The sequence below is a fragment of the Brevundimonas kwangchunensis genome, from assembly GCF_039523815.1.
Lineage (GTDB): Bacteria > Pseudomonadota > Alphaproteobacteria > Caulobacterales > Caulobacteraceae > Brevundimonas > Brevundimonas kwangchunensis.
Map to the genome: position 1 here is coordinate 416,913 of NZ_BAAAGA010000005.1, position 16,538 is coordinate 433,450.

Here is a 16,538-nt window from a genome sequence, read left to right on the forward strand (position 1 = left end):
CATGACTTATCGCTCCCTCCTGTTCGCCGGCCTGATGCTGCTCGGCGCCTGCGCGCACCGCGGCGATCCCGCCTTGCCGACCTGCGACGGCTCCGCCCGACGCCCCGCCAATCCCCATGGATCGGTGCTCGCGCCGCAGACCACCCCGCAGCCGACCTCTCCTACCGTCGAATCCGGCGCGGGAGGCTGCGCATGAGCGGCGTCCCCTCCCCCGACCTGAAGCGCTACTTCACCGAGGCCCGGCGCTGGGATCAGGACCGTTTGGCCTCGGCCCTGCGCTCGCGTCGTCTGGCCTGGTCGGCCGCAGGCGTCGCGACCGGGCTTGCGGTGATCGCGACCGGGGCGGTGGCGATGCTGACGCCGCTGAAATCCACCGAACCCTTCGTCATCCGGGTCGATCGGTCGACCGGCGCGGTGGATGTCGTGCGCGGTCTCTCGGCCGAAGACGGACCCGTCCGTTATGACGAGGCGGTCAGCAAATACTTCCTCGGCCAGTACGTGCGCCAGCGCGAGGGCTACCTCGATCCCGCCGCCGAAGACGCCTTCCGTCTCGTCTCCATCCTGTCGGGCCCGGCCGAACAGCGCCGCTGGGCCGACCTGTTCCGCGGTTCCAACCCCGCAAGCCCGCAGAACCTTTACGGCCGCGACGGCGAGGCCATCATCTCGATCCGCGCCATCGGCTTCATCAACGACGGCGTCGCCAACGTCCGCTTCCACCGCACGGTCCGCCAGGCCCAGCAGACCGTGGAGAGCGACTGGATCGCCACCATCGCCTTTACCTACACGCGCGCGCCGATGTCGGAGCCGGACCGGCTGAGGAACCCCCTCGGCTTCCAGGTGACCTCCTATCGCGCCGATCCGGAGGTCATCCGATGAAACCCTTTCTCCCCCTGCTGGCCCTCGTCGCCGGACTCGCCCTGACGTCCCCGGTCGCAGCGCAGACGCCGCTCGACCCCAGAATTCGCGAGCTCGCCTATGATCCCGCCGCCGTCTACCGAATCTCGGGGGCGTTTCGCACGGCGACCCAGATCGTCTTCTCTCCGGAAGAGACCATCCGCCACGCCGCAATCGGCGACAGCGTCGCCTGGGAGGTGGCGGCGGAGGGATCGGTGCTGTTCCTGAAGCCCCGGGAACGTCACCAAGCGACAAACCTGCTCGTCGTCACCGAACGCGGCGGCACGGTCCGGCACTACGCCTTCGAACTGCTCGCCCGCGATCCCGGCGACCGCACCGCCGTCGCCTATCAAGTCCGCTTTCGCTACCCGGCCGACGAGCAGGCCCGGACCGCGCAGGCGCTCGTGGCCCAGGCCGAAGCCATGGAGCGACGGCTGATCGGTCTGGAACTCGAACGCGGCGTGGTCGAGGGGACCCGCAATCTGGCCTGGTCCGCCCAGGGCGACGCCGCCCTGCAGCCGAGCGAGGTCAGCGACAACGGCCGGTTCACCGTGCTGCGCTTTCCCGGCGTCCAGGCCGTGCCCGCCCTGTTCGAGGTCGGCGAGGACGGATCGGAGCGGCTCGTGCCCTACGATGTCCGCGGCGAGTTCGTCGTGATCCACGGCGTCGTGCGCGGTCTGCGGTTGAGGCAGGGCCGATCGGTGCTTTGCCTGTTCAACGACGCCTACGACGCCCGCGGCGTCGGCCTGGGCACCGGCACGGCCGCCCCGTCCGTGGACCGCGTCCCTGTCGGAGGCCCGTCATGACGTCCGCCGATCCCACCCCCCCGGCCGACGACCCGGGTCCGCCGCCGCCCGCGACCGATCGCGGCGTCTCGCCGATCGCCGGACGGTTCGGCGGACGCCAGGGCAAGATCATCACCCTGGCCGCCCTCGCCGTCGGATGCGGTGCCTTCCTCATCGCCAGCTGGGATCGGGGCGACGCCGATGGCGCCGAGCCGACCCGGCGCGACGACCCGCCCCGGCAGACTGCGCCGTTCGAGCCCGCCCGCCGCGAGACCCCGCCGCTGCTCAGCGACGCCGCCGTCGATCCGGACGCGCCGACCTTGAGCGAGGGGGAGGTCGTGCCGGCGCTAGAGACCCAGCCTGGAGGCGAAGCGTCGCCCCGGTCCGGTCCCTCCCCGGCGGAGCAACGCCGCGCCCTTGCCGAAAGCGCCCGGCGCGCCCCTGTGCTCGCCTACAGCCGGGCCGGCGGCGGACAGCCGAACGCTCCGCTAGCGCTTGGGACACCGGCGGCGCCGGCGGCGGCCGCAGAGACCTCGCTCGACCAGTTGCGTCAGGTCACACCCGTCGGTCAGGCGCGCGCCGGCCGTTTGCCTGACCGCAATCTGCTGATCACGGCGGGGACCAGCGTGCCGTGCGTCCTGCAGACCGCCATGGACAGCACCACGCCGGGCTATGTCACCTGCGTCCTGCCGCGCGACGCCTGGTCCGACAACGGCGCCGTGGTGCTGATGGAACGCGGCACCCGGGTCCTGGGCGAATACCGCGGTGGTCTCCAGCAGGGCCGGCGCCGGCTCTTCGTGCTGTGGACCCGGGCGGTGACGCCGACCGGGGTCGCCGTGGCCCTCGGCTCACCGGCCGCGGACGCCCTGGGCCGCTCCGGGTTCGACGGCGTGGTCGACACCCGGTTCTGGGACAGGTTCGGCGGGGCGCTGCTGCTCTCGATCGTCGACGACGGCGTCTATGCCGCGGTCGGCCAGACCGACGGCGGGTCCTCCACCGCGCGCCTGCCCTCGGATGCGGCGGCCGTCGCCCTCCAGGGCTCGGTCGATATTCCGCCGACGCTGAGAAAAGGCCAGGGCGCCGAGGTCTCGATCTTCGTCGCCCAGGATCTGGACTTCTCCGGCGTCTATCAACTGCGGCCCCGCTGATGGACGACACCTCGGTCCTGGACCACTACCTCGCGCCCCTGCGTCCCTTTCTGGAGCCGCCGACGGTGACCGAGGTCGTCATCAACCGGCCCGGAGAGGTCGGGGTCGAAGCCGACGGGACGTGGCGCTGGTCCGAGGCGCCGGAACTGACCGAGGCGTGGTTGCGGACGCTGGCCGTGGCGGCCGCCGCCTACACCCGCCAGGACGTCGGCCCCGAGCAGCCGATCTGCTCGACCACCCTGCCCGGCGACGTGCGCTGCCAGATCGTCCTGCCGCCGGTCGCCGCCGACGGCGGCCTCTCCCTGACCCTGAGGAAGCCGTCGCGGCGACGCCTGGGCCTTGGGGATTTCGCTGCGGCCGGCCTGTTCGACCAGGTCGCCGACGCCCAGGCGGAGGCCGCCGACCCTGTCGACGCCGAGCTGGCGCGCCTGCGCCAGGCCGGCGACTGGACCGGCTTCCTGACCCTCGCCGTCGCGTCCCGACGCAACATCCTGATCTCGGGCGCGACCGGATCGGGCAAGACCACCCTGGCCAAGGGACTGATCGAGCTGATCCCCGACCACGAGCGCCTGTTGACCATCGAGGACACGCGCGAGTTCGTCGTGCCGCACCGAAACGTGGTCCACCTGGTCTATTCCAAGGACGGCCAGGGCCTGGCGAGGATCGGACCCAAACAGCTTCTGGAAAGCGCCCTGCGGATGCGGCCGGACCGCATCCTGCTGCAGGAGCTCCGGGACGGGACCGCCTTCTTCTACCTGCGCAACGTCAACTCGGGCCATCCGGGCTCGATCACGACGGTGCACGCCGATTCCGCCGCCCTGGCCTTCGAGCAACTGACCTTGTTGGTGAGAGAGTCCGAAGGCGGGCGCGACCTGCCGCGCGAGGACATCCGCGCCCTGCTCCATCTGCTCGTCGACGTCGTCATCCAGATGAAGAAGGTCGACGGGCGGTTCCGCGTGACGGAGGTCTGGCATGACCCGGCTCGCAGGCGTCAGCCCGGCGGCTAGGGCGGCGGCGTTCGCCGCCGGCAGTCTGGTCGTCCTCAGTCTTCTGGTCGTCCTCGCCGCCCTCGTCGCCGTGATCGGCCTCGGGCGGTTCTCCGGCGAGCTTGAACCGGCCCGCGTCCCCGGCTGGCTCTGGTACTATCGCCACGATCCCGAAGTGCGGCGCTGGCTGACGGTTGGCCTGTCGGTGTCGGGGCTGACGGGCGCGATCCTCGGCGCTGCCACGTTGCTTAGCCGAAGACGGCCGCTGCACGGCGCCGCCCGATGGGCGTCCGGAGCGGAACAGCGACGGGCCGGTTTGCGGGCGCGGTCCGGGATCGTGCTGGGCCGGACTGAAAGCGGCTTCCTGATCGCCGACGGTCCCGAGCACGTCATGCTCTACGCGCCGACCCGCACCGGCAAGGGCGTCGGCGTGGTCATTCCCAATCTGCTCGCCTGGCCGAACTCCGTGGTCGTCCTGGACATCAAGCGCGAGAACTTCCTCGCCACGGCGGGCTATCGCGCCGAAGCGGGCCAGACCGTCCATCTGTTCGACCCCCTGGCGCGGGACGGCCGGACGGCGCGCTTCAACCCGTTGGGCCACGTCGATCGCACGGACCCGATCGCGGTGCTCGACGAACTGCAGCGCATGGCGGTGATGCTGTTTCCGGTTCACGAGCGAGCCGATCCCTTCTGGGCGGAGGCGGCGCGGACGGGATTCATCGGCGTCGGCGGCTATGTCGCGGCCACACCGGAGCGGCCTTTCACCCTCGGCGAGATCTTCCGCCAACTCACCGCCGGCGACGCGCGCACACGGCTGCCCCGGATCATCGCGGCCCGTGACCAGGACGGTCGCCCGCTTCCCGGCCCGGTCGTGGCCGCACTCACTGACTTCACCAGTTCCAGCGAAAACACCTTCGCCTCGGTGCGGCAATCGATCACCACCCGGATGGGCCTGTGGCTCAATCCACGGGTGGACGCCGCGACCGCCGCCTCGGACTTCGACCTGCGCGACCTGCGCGGCGGCCGCCTCTCCCTCTATCTGGGGGCGACGCCGGACAATATGCTGAGGGTCCAGCCGCTCTATGCCCTGCTCTTCCAGCAACTGGTCGACCTGAACAGCCGCGCCCTGCCCGGCCCCGCCGACCGCCCCGCCCTGATCGTGCTCGATGAGTTCGCCCGTCTCGGTCCGGCGCCGGTTCTCGCGCATGCCTTCGCCTGGGTCGCCGGCTACGGTCTGCGGCTGCTGGCCGTGCTTCAAAGCCCGTCCCAGCTGAGGGCGATCTACGGCCCGGACTTGGCCGAGGATGTGATGACCAACTGCGGGGTCGAGATCGTCTTCGCGCCCAAGGAGCTCAAGATCGCCCAGGAGCTGAGCGATCGGCTCGGCTTCTACACGACGGACGGCCGGAGCCGCAGTCGACCGACGGGCCTCGCCCCCGGCCGGCGCAGCACGACCGTCTCCGACCAGCGCCGGGCGCTGATGCTGCCCCAGGAGCTGATGCAGTTGCCGCAAACCGCCCTGATCGTATTGAAGGCCGGCCTGCCGCCGGTCCGCGGCCGCAAGATCGCCCACTATCGCGACCGGATCTTCCAGCGTCGGCTGCGGCCGCCCCCGGACCTCGCCGGGCCCGCGTCCATGCCGATCGCGCCGCCTGCCGTTGAGGAGGATCCCATGGACTTCGATGTCATCGCCCGCGGCTTCGCCGCCGAGGGCCTGCCCCCGCCGCCCGCCGGCGCGGACGAGACCGCTGTCGGCGCTTGGCTGGACCGCGTCGTGGATGCCGCCCTGCCGGAGCGCGAACCATGAAAGCCCCGGATCCGGTCGCACCGTCCAACCGCCTCGGCCCCGCGCCGGCTCCGGCGGGCGCGCGCCGCTCGACCACCAAGGGCGACGTGCCCGAAGCGGTGCTCGACCGCTATCTGGTCGAGCGCGACCTCCGCGGACGACCGGAGCGCTTTTTCCGCGACCACAAGGCGGCCGAGCCGATGTTCAGGGACCGCGGCAGGTCGCTGGTGTCCAACCAGGCCTATCCGGACGCGGTCATCGACATGCTCAAGATCGCCCGCCACCGCGGCTGGGAGCAGATCCGGGTGTCCGGCGATCCGGCCTTTCGCCGCGAGGTGTGGATTCAGGCGCAGGCCCTGGGGATGGAGGTGCGGGGCCATCGACCGCGCGAGCGCGACCGGCAGGCCGCCGGTCTCGATCGTCCATCGCCCCGGCGAGACGCAGAACCTTCGAAGGGGCACGACGCGCTCGGCGAGCGTCTGGCGAAAGCAGCCATCGTGGTGGCGAGACTGGTCCCGGATCCCGCGATCCAGACGCGCCTGCTCGAGGTCGCCTGGGCCCGCGCGGGCCGACCTCGCCCAACGGAGCGCGATCCGGCGCGCGGACGCGACCGGCAACGCTAACGGCGGGTCGCTTGCAGTGGGGTCTTCAGGATTCGCGCGACGAAAGCGCTGAACCCGATTCCGCCGATGGAATGTGCTTCGTCGTGCACCAACGATTCGGCGACCAGCCAGCGAGACCTTCGGAGAACGCTGGTAAGCTTAACGGCAAGTCTCTACCATTGGTGGAGAACACCCCGCGTAATGAGGGTGGAACAATAGGTCGAGGATGGCACAAGCGGATCTTTTTGCAGTCGATCAGACAATCAGCCTCGATCTGCCAATCCTGAACTACGGTCCGGTCCAATTCGGCATCGGCCAGGTTCGGCGTATTGTCAGGTTCGACGAGAAGGTTGAGGCCAGGTCCGAGGGCGAGGTCTTCGTCTCCGCCCGCATCAAGGAGCCGCTGTACCGGCTGCCATCCGGCGAGACGGTGGTCGTCACCACGCGCAAGATCGCCACGCGCCCGCCGGAGGCGGACGCGGTCTTGTTTCGTGAGGCCGACGGCACATTGCGCTGGCTGAAACACCGCGCCCTCGAGGCGATCGATCAGCGTGCGGCCGACGCGGGATGGAAGGTTGCTCTCGACGAACTGGCGAACGCATGGAACGGCCGGTTCCTGTTCCAGGCCGAGCGCCCGGAAGCCGATGGAACTGTCCGTCCCGGCAATGAAGGCCTGCGTCCGCCGCAGGTGGGCGCGCTTCATGCGATCGGTGCCCACTGGAGCCTGTACCAGCAACCTGCCACCGTTGTGATGCCGACCGGCACCGGCAAGACCGAGACGATGCTGTCGACGATGGCTGCCTACGCCCGCAAGCCGGTGCTGGTCATCGTGCCGTCGGATGCCCTGCGTTCGCAGACCGCCAGGAAGTTTCTCAGCTTCGGATTGCTGCGGAGGCTCGGCGTCCTGCTCGACGGCGCCCCTAACCCCTATGTCGGCGTCATCACCAAGGTGCCGAAGAAGGCCGAGGATCTCGAGATCTTTGAGCGCTCGAATGTCGTGATCGCGACCATGAGCGCGCTGGCGGACGCTGAGGCGCTGTGGCCGCGCATTGCGGAGGCTGTCGGCCTTCTGATTGTCGACGAAGCCCATCACATCGGCGCAAAGACCTGGAGCGGATTTCGGGAGGCCTTTCGTGGCAAGCCCACGCTTCAGTTCACGGCGACGCCCTTCCGGCGCGACGGCAAGCTCGTCGATGGTCATGTAATCTACAACTACCCGCTGCGGATGGCGCAGACTGACGGCTACTTCAAACCGATCACTTTTGACCCCGTCTACGAGCCGATCCTGGACCAGGCCGATGAGGCTATCGCCACAGCCGCCGTGACGCGGCTACGCGACGATCTCGCAGGTGGCTTCAACCATCTGATGATGGCCCGGTGCCGGACGATCGAACGCGCGACGGCGGTGTTCGCGATCTACCGGCGCCTCGCACCTGATCTCAATCCGATCCTGCTGCACTCGAAGCTGAACGACACCGACAGCCGGGTGGACGATCTGCGCGCCGGCAAGCACCGGATCGCCGTCTGCGTCAACATGCTCGGCGAGGGGTTCGACCTTCCTGAGCTGAAGGTCGCGGCTATTCACGACCTCCACAAGAGCCTTGCCGTCCTCCTCCAGTTCACCGGGCGCTTCACGCGCAGCACCGGCGACCGGATCGGCGACGCCTCGGTGGTTGCGAACATCGCCGAACCGAACGTGTCCAGCGCGCTGGAGCGGCTCTACAGCGAAGATGCCGACTGGAACCAGCTCCTGAGCGAGTTGAGCTCACAGGCGGCCCGCGAACACGCGAAGCTGATGGAGTTCCTGAATGCGTCCAAACGGCTCGACGACAGCCTCGACGACGACACGGCGATCTCGCATCAGCTGCTGCGCCCAACCTTGAGCACGCTGTTCTATGAGGCCCCGAATTTTAAGCCCCGAAGCTTCCATACAGGGCTTCCGGAAAGCATGATCCCTCATGCGGTGTGGCTGAACGAGGCGAGCAACACCCTCTTCTTTGTCACCCGCACCGAACCATTCCTGAAATGGACGCGTGCGCGCTCGGTTCGCGACCGGACCTGGGACCTCTTCATCCTGCACTACGACGAAGCCCGGAAGCTGCTCTACCTCTCGTCAAGCGACCATGATTCCGCGTTTGAGGACCTGGCGAAGGCGGTCGGCGCGACCAGGCTGATGTTCGGCGACGTGATGTTCCGCAGCCTCGGCCGCATATCGCGCCTGCTGTTCCAGAATGTCGGGGTGAAGAAGCACGGTCGGCGAAATCTGTCTTATGCGATGTATACCGGCGCGGACGTGAAACAGGCGCTTGGCCTTTCGGAAAAGGCCGGCTCCGTCAAATCCAATCTGAGCGGCACCGGCTGGGAGGGCGGGCGGCAGATCACCATCGGCTGTTCGTTCAAGGGTCGGGTCTGGTCGCGTGAGCAGGGCTCGATCCCGCGCTTCACCGAATGGTGCGAAACCGTCGGCGACAAGCTGCTGGATGGGAACATCGACACGTCGAAGCTTATCGACAATGTGTTGATCCCGAACGAGGTCTATGCACTGCCGGCGGCTGACCCGTTCAGCATCGAGTGGCCGCTTGAAATGCTGCGTCAGGCCGAAGAGCGCGTCACATTCAGGAACGGGACCAGCGAAGGCGCGATGACCACCTTTGAGCTTGTCCTGAGGGCGACTGATCGTGCGGCCGACGCCATCGACTTCGAGTTGGTCGAAGCGACGCGCGGAACCTGGGGTACCTTCCGTTTCAAGCTCGGCGGGGAACACGGTTTTTCGGTCATTCAGCTCACCGGCGCCACCGTCCGCGTCACGGTCGGCAAGCTGCAGCAGACCCTTGCGGAATATTTCTCGAACTACCCACCGCTCTTCAGGTTGGTGGACCTGACTGAACTCGATGCGAACCTGCATATCGGGCCGCAAACCCCACAGGCCCTAGTCATTTCGGAAGATCGATTTGAGACCTGGGAATGGGACGGCGTCGACTTCAAGAAAGAGAGCCTGTGGAAGGCAGGTGTGAAGCGGACGGACTCCATTCAGGCCCACGCCGCCCAGCACTATATCGAGAGTGGCTTTGACGTCATTTTCGATGATGACGCCGCCGGCGAAGCGGCCGACCTGGTGTGCATGAAAGTCGAAGACGGATTCATCCGTGTGGCGTTCGTGCATTGCAAGTTCGCGGGCGGCGCGACACCGGGGGAGCGCATCAAGGATGTTGTGGAGGTGAGCTCCCAGGCGGTCCGATCGGCGAAATGGAGCGGCAAGTTCCCTCAACTTTGCCAGCACATCCGGAACCGCGAAGCGACACTGCGCCGGGCGGACCGGCCCACCCGATTCCTGGCGGGCTCGGCAGCCGACATAAACAAGATGGTCAAGCTCAACCGCGCCATGCCGGTAAAGCCCGAAGTCCTGATCGCGCAGCCCGGGCTGTCCAAGGCCAATCGCACGCCCGATCAGACGGTGGTGCTGGCGGCGGCCCTCACCTTCCTCCGGGAGACCATCGACGTCGACCTGACAATCGTTTGCAGCGAATAGGTGCGGATATGCTGAAATGGTTGTTCGGCGCCAATGAGCGCGCCGCGGGGGGACCGGAGCCGCCGGCCGGGGCAAGACAGCGCATCAGCCGACAGTCGCTGGATGATGCCAGCCGTATCGTTCACATTCCGGAGCTGAACTTCATCGGCCATCAGGTGCGATCGGCGAATGGTCGTTTCATCCTGCTATGGCGCGACGGCAATGACGCCGGGACAGTCGGGGGCGCCAGACAGTCAGGCCTGGGGCGCTACTACCTTGTCGACGGGGATCTTGTCGTAGCCGTGGGCCAAGTGGAGCGCCCCAATGACGGCCGAGTCGCGAACAACGGCACCTTCACGCTGAACGACTGGCGATTCACGTCAGAACTCTGCGGCATGTTTCTGGCCTTCCGCGCCGATGGAAGTCCGATCATCACGCGGACCTTCGCCGCCAACATCTTTGACAGCGGATTGTCCGACGATGGACGCTACGCCGTCTGCCAGGCCTGCAACGCGCCGAATTCAGAAGACAGTTCACGCCTGGTCATCTTTGACCTCGAAGCCGGGATCGAGACGGGAAGTTGTGTGCCTGAATCGGGTTGGGCGGCGCGCTATGAATTCCCGGCGGATCGCCCGGTGGTGCGATTGCTTTACCTCAAGGGCGAAGGATTCGACTACGGCCTCGACGGCACCTTCCTGGATCGTGACACGTGGGTTGAGGCCTCACTGGCCAAGGGCGATGTGTATCTCGTGCAGAAACTGTTCCGTGCGACGGGCGATGCGCCCTCCCCGGAACTGGCAAACCGGCTTCTGATCAGCCTGGACGGCTTTCTCGTCAACGCCGACGCCCTGGACCCGCACACGCGCGCCCTTGCATTAAAACTGAAGGGCGCCTGCTGCGAAATCCTCGAGGATTTCCCGAAAGCGCTGCGGATCTACGACGCGGCCTTGGCGCTTGATCCAAAGATCGGCGTCAAACGCCGGGCAGAGCAGCTCCGCAAGCTGACCGGCAGTTAGGTCTATGCCGGTTACTCACCGTCATCAGCATCGTCGGCGGCGGCGAACCGGTCCAGCTCCAGCTCCAGCAAGCGCAGGCGGCTGTTGAACCCGGTGAAGATCGAGTTCGCGAGATCTTTGGGGAACCCCCGCGGCAGGCTGGCTTTGGTCGCCTGGATGGCCTCGGGAGCATCAGCGACGAGTTGGGCGAACAGTCCGCGAATGGTCGCTTCGTCCAGGCCCGCCTTTGCGCCGGTCTGGTAGAAGTGCCGGGGCATGATGCTGTCGACGCGGTAGTGTCGACGGTCGCCTACGGCCATCGCCATCCGATAGCGGTTGCGCGTGAGGTGCCGGGCGTCGTGGACGGGCTGAACGGATAGAACATCGTAGAGAGGTGTGAGGCGGAAGCCGCCGCCGGGGTACAGAAATACGCTGAAGTTTTTCGCGTGCCCGTCGGTCGCACCGAGCAGCCAGAAGGCGATAACCGCCTTCATGAAGGCCTGACGATCAATGGTCACCTCATCGCTCGCTCCGAGCAGATCGAGGCAGTCGATGATCCCGGGTCCGCCATCGTTCTCATACTTCTTCGCCCAAGGCACCGAGAGCGCCTGGCAGAAATCCTCCTGGGGCTGGCGCAACAGGCGACCGTCGCGGGCGTAGGTGCGGTCAAAACGTTCGACGACAAGAACCCGCTTCCGGCCGAAGGTCTGAATTTCGACATTGGCGGTGTCGAAGCCGAGCGCGCGCAGGAAGGTCAGACAGAGGTATTCGTTCTCGACGCTGTCGGAAAAATCGATGGTGCTGCCCGGCACCTTGCCGATCTGCGGTTTAAAAATGTGGGTGGTCGGCGTGGTGCCGTTCGGCTTCAGCCATTGGCCGTCATGACGGAGGAAGGCGGTCTTGTCCTGAACGCCAGCGAGTGAAATCCGGAAGTGCTCGCTATCGTCGAGCCCCAGAGGATTTGCGGTCAGATCGTCCAGAATTTTCGCAATGGCGCGGTCATTGAGGGGCTCACCCTCGATCTCGCCCGGCCGGGGCGGTTCGCTGCCTTCGGGCAGGAATTGCAGGGCGCCCACGCAGTCACGGCCAATGGCGGCCAGGAGGCTGTAGGCGTCGATTCCGTCGGCATCGACCCGCGCGGCGACCCGCCCGCGGATTTTCTCATTGTCGGGCAGCAGGTTGTCGAACACGGCGACGACCGGCGCCCCGAGATAACGATCCTCGCGAAGCGGCAGCGAAAGCGACACCGGGATCGCGTGCTCCCACGCCAGCCATGAGGGATCGTACTGAAAGTCGATGGCTCCGCTGGTTTCCCGGCGAAGGCGACCGACGAGCCTGCCATTGAGGTAAACCAGGAGGGGCGCATTGCTCCGTCTGCGGGCCATCAGAACAGGTCCCCGATATCAGGCGCCGGGCCCCGGCTTCTGCGCCGCACGACGATTTCCAGCTCGAGCGCACCAAGAGCGGCGAAGAGGGTTTCAAGCGTGGCGGAGCCGCTTTCCAGATTGGATATGGTCGCCTGGCGTTTGGTCGCCTTGGTCGCGAGATCGCCTTGGGTCATATCCGCCAACTTCCGAAATCGGCGAATGGCTGCGGCGAGCTGTTTTTCACTGCGGACGATGGGCTCCATGTGAAACTCCTTTTGCCGCCACATACGGAAATCCGCATCATTTGTCAATATACGCTTACGCGCATAAACGTAGACAATACGGAAATGCGGATAAAGCTACTTCATACGCAACACCGTATGGGCTAGCACCCAAGCCACACTGCCCCGGACCGAATAAATCAAAGGCGAGCGTGTCGGTGTTCCGCGGAAAGCACCTCAGGCATGCGCCGCCTGGCTGACCGAACGCGCCAGCCAGGTCGGCAGACGCGGCCTCACCGACACGAGTTCCCGGAACGCCGAGGGGCCCAGCTTTCGCTTCAGGGTTTCTAGCGCCATTCCGGCCTTCTCCGGCCCGAGCCAGGCCAGGGCGCGAACCGCCTCCCCGGCCGGACGATCAGCGAGGAGTAGTTGCCATGCGGGCGCGTGCTGGAACTCCACCGTCTGTTTGCCGACGCTGAAGGTGCGGCTCCGCCCAGTGGTCAGATAGACCATGCGGATCGGCACCTGGGTGGTCAGACCCAAGGCGTTGGCCGCCGCTGCGCCGTTGGAGGCGACGACCTCGCCGCGCTGCTCGCTCACGGCGCGCACCACCGTCTCGACCGAGGGCGTGCGGGAACCGAAGCGGCTTTCCACCGGGCGCATGTAGACGCCGCGACCGGCGCGCATGAGCCGGCCCCGGCGAACCAGCCGCGACAGGGCCTGGTCCACCGCCGCGCGCGTGCCCAGGTGCAGCAGCGCCTTGGCGGCGATCGGCGCGCCTTCGGGCAGCGTTGAGGCGCGCTCCATGATCTGATCGGCGAGTACTTGCATGACAACCTCAGTGTCAGAAATATAGGATAACTTCTGACACTTCGCAAACGCGACGGCGGCGATTGCGATGAAGGTCCCCTAGCGCTCACGGGGCCGACCCGCGTCGCGCTGGGCCTCCCCTCTTTGCCGTAGCGCCTGATCCCGCGTCATCGGCGCCGGCCGTGCCCGCACGAACCGCTCCACCACAGCGGCAAGAGCGCGGTCGCCGGGCCGCTCCGATCGCGACAGACGCAAGGCCTCCGCCACCAGCGCGCGCCGGATAGCCAACTCACGGATCCGGATCGCCTCCAGCCACGGCGCGCCGCCGCCGCTCGTGGCGAGCGCCGCCCGATAGGCGACGGCGAGCACCTCGGGCAAAGGCCCCTGGCCCGCCGCGAACCGTTCCCGCATCTTGCGCACCGGTATCCGTTCGGCCTTGCGGGTCACGCCCCGTGTCCGACGCGGCGTCGCCTCGGCCTCGATGGACCGGTCGCAAAGAGCGCTGGCGAATCCTTCGCGCCAAGCCTGAAGGTCCGCCTTGCGGGGATTCAACTGCTCGCCGTCCCGCCCGAGTTTTCGCACCGTCAGATGGACGTGCGGGTGCCGGCCTTCGTCGTGCAGGGCGAAGACATAGGGAAATCGTTCGCCGAACGTCCCGGCCGCGAATGCCCTCGCCGCGTCATGTAGGCGGACGGCGTCGGTCCCGGCCGGCATACTCAGAATGATCGAAAGGGAGATCGAGGCGTCCCGCCTGCGCCCCGGATCGAGCGCGAATTCCCCGGCCCAATCGCGCGCCAGATCCCCCACCTGCCGCCGCCCCTCCAGTCGCTCGCCGTCGGGCCCCTCCAGCGCCAGGGCGCCGTTGCGGCTGATGTAGTCCAGGTGCGCTTTCAGATGGGCGCCGTCCCGGGTCCGGCCGGTGACCTTCACCATCACCTCCGGCGCCTTACGCGCCACACGGGCGAACCGCATGGCCGCATGCTCGCCAGCACCGTGAGACGGACGCAGCACTGCGGTCGTGATCCGCGCGCGCCGGATATCGACCGGCGGCCGCAAGACTTCTTCGAACCCGCGCGATGACCGGAAGTCCGTCACGAGGCCGGCACCCAATAGGCGAGATTGCCCTCGAACGCCTCGCCGAGCGCCTCGACCCAGGCCGCGATCTCGGCCTGAAAGACGCCCAGTTGAGCGACCTCTAGGTCCAGGACGACGCCGTCCATCACAGCGGTGTTCAGGGCTCGGGCGATCTGGTTGACGTTGACGCCGATCCGCCTGAGTTCTCGACGGACCTCGATCAGAGCCAAGGCCTCGGGCCGACGGAACTGCGGTCGATCGTGCAGACGCCGCCGGATGAGCGCGACGCTCCATTGGGTCCGCGACAGGCCCACGGCGGTCGCCTCGGCCTCCAGGAGACTTAGGTCGGCATCGCTCAGCCGCAGGGTCAGCTTGCCGGTCAGAGGCGCGGAGGGCGGCTCCGCGGACGCCGGCAAGGAGGCCTGCGCGGCCGTTTCCATCAGCCGGCGCAGAAGTCGCGAACGGCCGCCCTGAGCAGCTGCCGCGGCGTCGAACCGGCGGGTCAGATCGGACGGGAGACGAAGGGTGATGCGATCCATTGGAGAGGGGGTCTGTCAGACATTGCCGGCGCAAAGCCTATCCTGCCCTAGACCGTCACCCCCTTCGCCCCGTAGGCCTCCGGTGCTGCCCGCCCTCCCCTCGGCGACCGAAGGCGGCCGCTCGCCCGCCGGCCTGAAGGGCGCCCCAGCCTGGGCGGAAAGCACCGGAGGCCAGTCTCATGGATCGCCGAGGCTCGTGATCTCGCGCGTCAGGAATTCCAGTCCATGTCTGGCCAAGGCAACCGCGGGGAATACCTCCCCGACATCGTAGTCGTACCCAGGCGGCACAGGGACGGTCCGGGTGCGCTCGACGATGGGTTCCAGACGCAGATGCTCCGGCAGAAAGGCTAGGAACGGCGGAGGATCGTCACTGGTCGGCGTGAAGGTATAGATGACCTCGCCCGACTCGCCCGTTCTCACCCCGGGTTCATAGCCACCGAGGGCGCCGATCGAGATCGCGGCCTCCTGCATTGTCGCAACGGATGCGAGGCCGTGTTCGTCGGCGTTTCGCGCCGCCCAGAGGTAGGCCAGCGCAGCGTCCAGTCTGACGCGATTGATCGAGCGGAAGTAATGGACGTCGCTTCGGCTTCCGAACGCATCACACCGGTTGAGCCCCCGGCGCCAGTGGATCAGGAAATCTTCCCAAGCCGCCTTCGCTGCCGGGTAGGACTCGGCCACCGCCAACGCGTCATAGGCCTGAAGCGCACGTTCGGCCGAATGTCTCGCGGCCTTGGACATGTCGTGAATCGCCCCCTCCGCCTCCATGAACTACACCTTACATGCGTGACGGCGACCCGAGGTTCGGACGACAATGACAGGGACAGACGACGAGCCGCCCGACGACATCGAGCGGCTAATCCAGGACGTTCTAGCCGAGCTTGGCTACAGCGGCGATGCGGCCGTCGTCGCGCGCAAGGTAAAGCGACTGAACCTGGGTTTGCCGGCCGAGGATGAGTTCTCGGTTATCTGCGCCTGGCTCGGCCGATGTCGCCTGGTTCACAAGCTGGACCAGGCCCAGTCGCCGTTGTCGTCCCGGGACACATTCCAGGTTCCGGACCTCCTTGCCGCCTTCGACAAGGGAGGGCCGATTCTCATAGAGGTAAAATCCAAGAAGAGCCCGACCCTGTCGCTGAAGCCAGACTACCTGGGCCGCCTCCAGGCCTACGCGGATCTCGTAGGACGCCCCCTGCTCATCGCCTGGAAGTTCCATAACCTCTGGACGTTGTTCGAAGCGCGGCACCTCCAACTCGCCAGAACGAACTTCAACATCAGCCATGAGCGCGCGATGAAGGAGAACCTGCTCGGACTGTTGGCGGGCGACGTCGCCTATGTGTTGAGGCCCGGTGCAGGCGTGCATTTCGATCTCGCGAAGGAAGAACTCATCAGCGTCGAGGGCGACGCGGCGAACTTCACCGAAACCTGGAAGATACGTGTTTCAGAGGTGTACTTCACGGATGGGGACGGCGCCCGACGAGCCGACCTGCATGGTGAAACCCAACAGCTTCTCGCGACATGGGACCTTGAGACGGTCGAGGAACATTCGCCAACCAGCATACGCAACAGCTTCGTCGTCGGGGACGGGGGCGTGCAGTTCGCCCACGTTGCCTTGGTTCATCTTCTCACCTGGGAAGGCGGTCGAACCGGTCCGCCGCCCTGGCGTCAGCTGCTCCAAGCCCCGAAGATCACGCGCACCATCGACGACTTCGGTCGCGCTCTCGATCGCGCGCTCGGCGAGAAGGTCGTTCGCTATGTCTTCCACCAGCAGCCTCAGACCCATCCTGACTTTCTCCCTTCGGAGGACGAGACGGGGGGGGCGGGGGGGG

Annotated in this window: 16 protein-coding genes; 10 read left to right on the forward strand and 6 right to left on the reverse strand. The window is 66.9% G+C overall.

Going from position 1 to position 16,538, the window contains the following annotated elements; genetic code table 11:
- The first annotated feature begins 1 nt into the window (after position 1).
- The 9 genes from ABDZ95_RS11185 to ABDZ95_RS11225 all read left to right on the forward strand — a co-directional run bounded on the left by ABDZ95_RS11185 (position 2) and on the right by ABDZ95_RS11225 (position 10,725).
- Positions 2 to 196: a hypothetical protein gene (locus ABDZ95_RS11185; protein ID WP_343793715.1), complete on the forward strand. Its 195-nt coding sequence runs from the start codon at positions 2 to 4 to the stop codon at positions 194 to 196.
- Positions 193 to 876 carry a VirB8 family type IV secretion system protein gene (locus ABDZ95_RS11190; protein ID WP_343793717.1) on the forward strand — a complete coding sequence of 228 codons (684 nt, stop codon included), beginning with the start codon at positions 193 to 195 and terminating at the stop codon, positions 874 to 876. The genes ABDZ95_RS11185 and ABDZ95_RS11190 overlap by 4 nt, the downstream gene beginning before the upstream one ends.
- Positions 873 to 1,700 (forward strand): TrbG/VirB9 family P-type conjugative transfer protein, encoded by an 828-nt coding sequence (locus ABDZ95_RS11195; RefSeq protein ID WP_343793719.1) that lies wholly within the window; start codon positions 873 to 875, stop codon positions 1,698 to 1,700. The genes ABDZ95_RS11190 and ABDZ95_RS11195 overlap by 4 nt, the downstream gene beginning before the upstream one ends.
- Positions 1,697 to 2,827, forward strand: coding sequence for a type IV secretion system protein VirB10 (gene virB10 / locus ABDZ95_RS11200; protein WP_343793721.1), 1,131 nt, complete (start codon positions 1,697 to 1,699; stop codon positions 2,825 to 2,827). Before ABDZ95_RS11195 ends, virB10 begins: the two co-directional genes overlap by 4 nt.
- Positions 2,827 to 3,834, forward strand: a complete 1,008-nt coding sequence (gene virB11 / locus ABDZ95_RS11205; RefSeq protein ID WP_343793723.1) for a P-type DNA transfer ATPase VirB11 — start codon at positions 2,827 to 2,829, stop codon at positions 3,832 to 3,834. Before virB10 ends, virB11 begins: the two co-directional genes overlap by 1 nt.
- Positions 3,800 to 5,620, forward strand: coding sequence for a type IV secretory system conjugative DNA transfer family protein (locus ABDZ95_RS11210; RefSeq protein ID WP_343793725.1), 1,821 nt, complete (start codon positions 3,800 to 3,802; stop codon positions 5,618 to 5,620). Before virB11 ends, ABDZ95_RS11210 begins: the two co-directional genes overlap by 35 nt.
- Positions 5,617 to 6,222, forward strand: a complete 606-nt coding sequence (locus ABDZ95_RS11215) for an LPD7 domain-containing protein (RefSeq protein ID WP_343793727.1) — start codon at positions 5,617 to 5,619, stop codon at positions 6,220 to 6,222. The genes ABDZ95_RS11210 and ABDZ95_RS11215 overlap by 4 nt, the downstream gene beginning before the upstream one ends.
- Before the next feature lie 205 nt (positions 6,223 to 6,427).
- Positions 6,428 to 9,730: a DEAD/DEAH box helicase gene (locus ABDZ95_RS11220; RefSeq protein ID WP_343793730.1), complete on the forward strand. Its 3,303-nt coding sequence runs from the start codon at positions 6,428 to 6,430 to the stop codon at positions 9,728 to 9,730.
- An 8-nt stretch (positions 9,731 to 9,738) separates the two neighbouring features.
- Positions 9,739 to 10,725, forward strand: a complete 987-nt coding sequence (locus tag ABDZ95_RS11225; protein ID WP_343793731.1) for a tetratricopeptide repeat protein — start codon at positions 9,739 to 9,741, stop codon at positions 10,723 to 10,725.
- A gap of 11 nt (positions 10,726 to 10,736) precedes the next feature.
- Here the strand turns inward: ABDZ95_RS11225 and ABDZ95_RS11230 are convergent, their stop codons facing one another.
- The 6 genes from ABDZ95_RS11230 to ABDZ95_RS11255 all read right to left on the reverse strand — a co-directional run bounded on the left by ABDZ95_RS11230 (position 10,737) and on the right by ABDZ95_RS11255 (position 15,453).
- Positions 10,737 to 12,089: a type II toxin-antitoxin system HipA family toxin gene (locus ABDZ95_RS11230; protein ID WP_343793732.1), complete on the reverse strand. Its 1,353-nt coding sequence runs from the start codon at positions 12,087 to 12,089 to the stop codon at positions 10,737 to 10,739.
- Positions 12,089 to 12,334 carry a helix-turn-helix domain-containing protein gene (locus tag ABDZ95_RS11235; RefSeq protein WP_343793733.1) on the reverse strand — a complete coding sequence of 82 codons (246 nt, stop codon included), beginning with the start codon at positions 12,332 to 12,334 and terminating at the stop codon, positions 12,089 to 12,091. Before ABDZ95_RS11235 ends, ABDZ95_RS11230 begins: the two co-directional genes overlap by 1 nt.
- 195 nt (positions 12,335 to 12,529) lie before the next feature.
- Positions 12,530 to 13,123 (reverse strand): DUF6088 family protein, encoded by a 594-nt coding sequence (locus ABDZ95_RS11240; RefSeq protein ID WP_343793735.1) that lies wholly within the window; start codon positions 13,121 to 13,123, stop codon positions 12,530 to 12,532.
- Between the two features lie 78 nt (positions 13,124 to 13,201).
- Positions 13,202 to 14,158, reverse strand: a complete 957-nt coding sequence (locus ABDZ95_RS11245) for a relaxase/mobilization nuclease domain-containing protein (RefSeq protein WP_343793737.1) — start codon at positions 14,156 to 14,158, stop codon at positions 13,202 to 13,204.
- 35 nt (positions 14,159 to 14,193) lie between these two features.
- Entirely contained in the window at positions 14,194 to 14,715 is a 522-nt protein-coding gene (mobC, locus tag ABDZ95_RS11250) for a plasmid mobilization relaxosome protein MobC (RefSeq protein WP_343793739.1), read from the reverse strand.
- Between the two features lie 177 nt (positions 14,716 to 14,892).
- Positions 14,893 to 15,453 (reverse strand): hypothetical protein, encoded by a 561-nt coding sequence (locus tag ABDZ95_RS11255; protein WP_343793741.1) that lies wholly within the window; start codon positions 15,451 to 15,453, stop codon positions 14,893 to 14,895.
- A 73-nt stretch (positions 15,454 to 15,526) separates the two neighbouring features.
- On the opposite strand from ABDZ95_RS11255, the gene ABDZ95_RS11260 reads away from it, so the two are divergent.
- On the forward strand, positions 15,527 to 16,538 hold a 1,012-nt coding region (locus ABDZ95_RS11260; RefSeq protein ID WP_343793743.1), incomplete at its 3' end, for a PDDEXK family nuclease.